The following is a 4,924-nucleotide window of genomic DNA, read 5'->3' as shown; positions in this document are numbered from 1 at the left end:
CCATGTCTGAAGCGTTAGTACTCGCAAGTAAAGTGGGCGTAGAACCGGAATTGGTATACAAAGCCATTCGAGGCGGACTGGCAGGAAGTACAGTACTAGATGCGAAGGCACCGCTTGTAATGGATCGTAAATTTGACCCAGGCTTCCGCATCAATCTTCATATCAAAGACTTGAACAATGTACTCGAAACTTCGCATGAAGTGGGAGTACCTTTGCCGCTGACGGCTGCCGTCATGGAAATGATGCAGGCACTGAAAGTAGATGGAATGGGAAATGAAGATCATTGCAGTTTGGCAAAATACTATGAAAAAATGGCTAATGTTGAAGTTAGGCGGTAATTGTTAAGACAGAAGGGGGCTGTCGCACTAAGAATTTTTCTACTACATGTTGTGGATCTTGATAAAAATAATTCACAATATATAGTGAAATCTTCGCTTAGTGCGACAGCCCCTTCTTTTTCACTGCGTTTTTGGGGTTGCATGGCTTTTCTGCACTGATTGGTGCAGAAAAGCAACATAGATTGCGGAAGCGTCTTCGAAAAACTCAGAAAATATATATTTTTTTTGCTTGGTCTAATGTATGGAATTTTACAATGATTCGGCATTCAGTGTGGTAATAGGTTGAAAAGAGTAAGGGATATATACTACGTTTGTAATAAAAAATACAGCAACTGTAGCGTAAAAGATGAGATATTTGACGATATCGTCGTGTAAAAGCTAATCAGATCAAGGCTTTCAACATTGGCATGAAAATTGCAATTGACATAATAAACAGAATAGTGAAAGTAATGTTTAGGAAGATATTAGCTTGAAAAGGAGGCAATATGATGAATAATATTTTGATTAGAGGAGGACGTGTAGTCGATCCGGCTAGGGATATTGATGCAATTGAAAATGTTTCTATTCAAGGGGAGCGGATTGTAGCGGCGAAGGATGGCGAAGATCATTCAGCTCAACAGGTAATTTGGGCCAATGAATGTATTGTAGTGCCTGGCTTAATTGACTTTCACACTCACGTTTTTTATGAAGGAACAGAAGCCAGTATTCCGCCTGATGTGGGGATGCTGCCTAATGGAGTTACGACGACAGTTGATGGCGGTACAGCAGGAACGGCGAATTACGAATTATTTCATAAGAGTATTATTGCCAATAGTCTTGTCCGTATCAAAAGCTTTTTAAGTGTGTCACCCACGGGTCAGGCCACAAGTAAATATGATGAAAATCAGAATCCTAAGTATTATGATGAAGAAAAAATGGAATTTCTTTTTAAGAAATATCCCCAGGAATTGCTTGGGCTAAAAGTACGACAAAGTAAGGATGTGGTGGGTGAACTGGGATTGTCACCGTTTAAAAAGGCCTTGGAAATTGCGGAAAGATTATCATGTAAAGTGGCGGTACACACGACAGATTCTCCGGGTACGACGAGCGAATTAGTTAAGTTGTTTCGCAAAGGAGATATTTTTACTCACGTCTTCCATGGCAAAGGTAGTACGATTATTGGAGAAGATGGCAAGGTTCTTTCTGAGGTAAAGGAAGCACGTAAACGCGGTGTGGTTTTTGATGCAGCTAATGGTAAAAATCACTTTGCCTTTAGAACTGCTCAGTTGGCGATTGCTAACGGATTTTTGCCGGATATTATTAGCAGTGATTTAACGTGGTTGACGATGTTTAAACAACCGACATTTGGGTTACCTTGGCTGATGTCAAAATATTTGGCATTAGGAATGAAGCTATCAGATATTGTGGCAGCGTGTACGGCAGTACCGGCGGCTGTGATGGGTATGGCTGGTGAAATAGGAACGCTTGCTCCAGGTGCTTGCGCCGATGTAACGATTTTAAAATTAGTTGATTTTCCTTGTGATTTTGTGGATGTAGCTGGAGATCATCATACAGGAATGAAGCTTTTGCTACCTCAAGCGACGATTCGAGCAGGACGCATTGTTTTTCGGCAACTGAATTTTTAGCTTTTTTTATTTTAGATAACAGTTAAATCGTATGATGAAGAATAAAGGAGATTAGTGGACTATATGGATAATAAATGGATCAAAATAGCCGGAACTTTGATGCTGGGACTGTTCGTCGCTTACATGGATCGTACTAACTTATCAGTGGGGTTACCTTCTATAGCACAGGATTTTGGATTTGCTGGTGCGAATTTTGCAGTTACATCCAGTCTTGTTTTAACGACATTTCTTGTAGGTTATGCTGTTGCCAATGTATTTGGTGGGATCATCATGCAACGGTTTGATCCCAAATGGGTCGTTATCTGGATGCTGGGTATCTGGTCTCTGGCAACTATGCTTACCGGTTTTGTTACATCGATTACATTACTCATTGCTTTTCGCTTTGCCCTGGGAGTGACCGAGGGGATTTACTGGCCGCAGCAATCACGATTTGCCCGAGCTTGGTTTGCACCTGATGAATTAACGCGGGCCAACAGTATCATTCAATATTATGGTCAGTTCTTAGCCCTTGCTCTAGGATTTATTATTTTAACCCCTATATATGATCATTTTGGGTGGCAAACCATGTTCTTTATTACAGGCGGTGTAGGGCTGTTTATCATGGTTCCACTGTATGTTGTTATGTTAAAAAAGGAATCTGAAGCCCCTTTTCGGGTACAATCCGAAGGGAACAAAGCGAAGTTAACCATGCAGGCATTAGGAGGCCCCGCCTTCCTGTTATTGCTCTTTAGTTATATCAGCCAGGGCATGTTGTTTTGGGGAATTACTTTATGGATTCCGATGGTTGTGAAATCATTAGGTTTTACAGGGACAGCACAGGCAGTGGGTAGCGCTTTGCCATATATTGCGGCAGTCATACTGGCCATACCCATGTCGATTATTAGTGATAAAACAGGAAAACGGGTGCTGATAGCGGCCTTGGGATTGCTTATTCCTGGAATATTATTAATATTATTGCCACAAGTTGAAGGTGGTTATCTAAAACTAGGTTTAATTACTGTAGCATTGGGATATTATGCAAGCAGCTTTACACCTAATATCTGGTCAATTTTGCAATCGTCCGTGGAACCGGAAGCAGTAGGTCCTGCCTCAGGGATTATTAATGGCTTGGGAGCAGGCGGTGGCGGTACATTAGCGGGCTTTTTAGTAGGCCTGTTAAAACAATCAACGGGTTCTTATATGTCGGGATTTGTAGCTTTAGGTATTATTGTTGTACTTGGAGGTATCTCTCTTTTGATTTATGGAAAGATCAAAGAAAAGCAGTTGGCTGTATCTGCTCTGAAATAAGTTTTATAAGCAAAGCATTTTTAGACTTTATTCCTCGTTTGCCTGGAATAAAGTCTGTTTTCTTATTTAAAAGGAGAAATTTAATTAAGATAGTGATACTATTAGAATTGTAATAAAAATGGAAAAAGAAGTTTTTAACTGAGGATAATCTAATTAGACTCGGATAAACTAAGAAAGTTACATATTGGAGGTGCGACAATGGAAGTAGAGCAACTACAGACATTGATTGAAAAGGACTTTCCTACATATATAAAGGATCTTGAGTATATTACGAATATTGATAGTGGTTCCCGAGACAAGGATGGTACTCACAAAATAGCCGAGTATTTGGCTGAAAAACTCAAGGCTAGCGGAGCTCATACGGAATTTGTTACGAATGAGGATTCAACCCATTTAATTGCGCGATTTCAAGGTAAGGGGAAAGTTAAGATTCTAATGCTTGCGCATATTGATACGGTATTTGATACAGGGGAAGTGAGCAGACGTCCTTTTCATATGGATCAAAACAAAAAGGCTTATGGACCAGGCGTCGGTGACGACAAGGCAACAGTTATTCAGACGGTTTACGTCATGAAGATTTTGCACGAACTGGATTTTCATGATTATGGTGAAGTTATTATCTATTATAATGGACAGGAAGAAATCGGTTCGGATGATGCGGAGAAAATTATTACGAAATTAGCGCAAGAAGTGGATTTTTGTATTGTCATGGATACGGCGCGACCCAAATGGGGCATTGTTACTCAGCGAAAAGGACGTTCGAGTTATCGCGTAGATGTGACAGGTAAGGCCGGCCATGCCGGAAATTCATCACAAAACGGCGCTAGTGCAACCGTTGAATTAGCCCATCAAATTCTTAATATTTATTCGTTGACACGGGGCCCTTTAGTAGACGGCAATCTGGCGCAGCGGGCCATCGCACCAGATATTACCGCGAATATTGGTATCATTGGTACAAAGAATACGAAAGTAAACGTGATTCCTGCGGATGCTTTTGCTGAAATAGAAATTAGGGCGTTCTCTCTAAGCGATTTAAAACGCCTGGACAAGCAAATTCACGATTTTGCCCAGTGCAAAATTGTGTCTGATGCGAAGGTTGTTATTAAGGGAAGCATACAAAATGTCCCTTTAGAGAAAACGAAGCAGATAAGTGTACTTGTAGATATCTATCGTACTCTTGTGAAACAGACTTATCAAGCGGACGTATGGGAAGAAGCGGCTGGAGGTGTGACGGATGGCAATGTTGCAGCACTTTATGTGCCGACGCTAGACGCATTAGGAATAGAGAATTATGATGAACATACGGATCACGAGTGGGTTGACTTGAACACTGTTGGACCACGTACGGCGGCATTGCTTCTTCTCATTCAAGAGGTTTGTCAAAAATGGCCATTATGGTAAATTTAAATATTGCTACTTGCTTTAATGTCGTACCTGTGATATTCTATGTAAGCTGTCTCGTTAGGCCGTCTCAAAAACAACAATTACAATCAGTGAAACTGAAAAAAGTTGTTGACATAACAGGGCGCCTGTGATAATATAAACGAGTCGCTAAAAACGACAGACAAACGCTTTCGCAGCTACGGCTGTGAAGCAAAAAAAAATATGTTGACAACATCGCTTGCGATGTGGTAACATATAAAAGCTGTCGCAAGACAACATGCTCTCTGAAAA

4 protein-coding genes are annotated in these 4,924 nt (G+C 40.8%); all 4 read left to right on the top strand.

Annotation, left to right across the window (positions count from 1 at the left end; all coding sequences use genetic code 11):
• A partial coding sequence (locus tag Ga0466249_RS25565; protein ID WP_215832329.1) for an NAD-binding protein occupies positions 1–338 on the top strand: 338 nt, incomplete at its 5' end.
• A gap of 485 nt (positions 339–823) precedes the next feature.
• Entirely contained in the window at positions 824–1,963 is a 1,140-nt protein-coding gene (locus Ga0466249_RS25560; RefSeq protein ID WP_215832328.1) for a metallo-dependent hydrolase, read from the top strand.
• Positions 1,964–2,026: 63 nt separating this feature from the next.
• A complete protein-coding gene (locus Ga0466249_RS25555) occupies positions 2,027–3,250 on the top strand; it encodes an MFS transporter (RefSeq protein ID WP_215832327.1) in 1,224 nt (407 codons plus the stop codon).
• A 198-nt stretch (positions 3,251–3,448) separates the two neighbouring features.
• Positions 3,449–4,651 carry a M20/M25/M40 family metallo-hydrolase gene (locus Ga0466249_RS25550; RefSeq protein ID WP_215832326.1) on the top strand — a complete coding sequence of 401 codons (1,203 nt, stop codon included), beginning with the start codon at positions 3,449–3,451 and terminating at the stop codon, positions 4,649–4,651.
• Positions 4,652–4,924: the final 273 nt, after the last annotated feature.

This window comes from Pelorhabdus rhamnosifermentans (assembly GCF_018835585.1).
In the GTDB taxonomy this organism is placed as follows: domain Bacteria; phylum Bacillota; class Negativicutes; order UMGS1260; family UMGS1260; genus Pelorhabdus; species Pelorhabdus rhamnosifermentans.
This window is presented reverse-complemented; position numbering and strand designations above follow the sequence as displayed.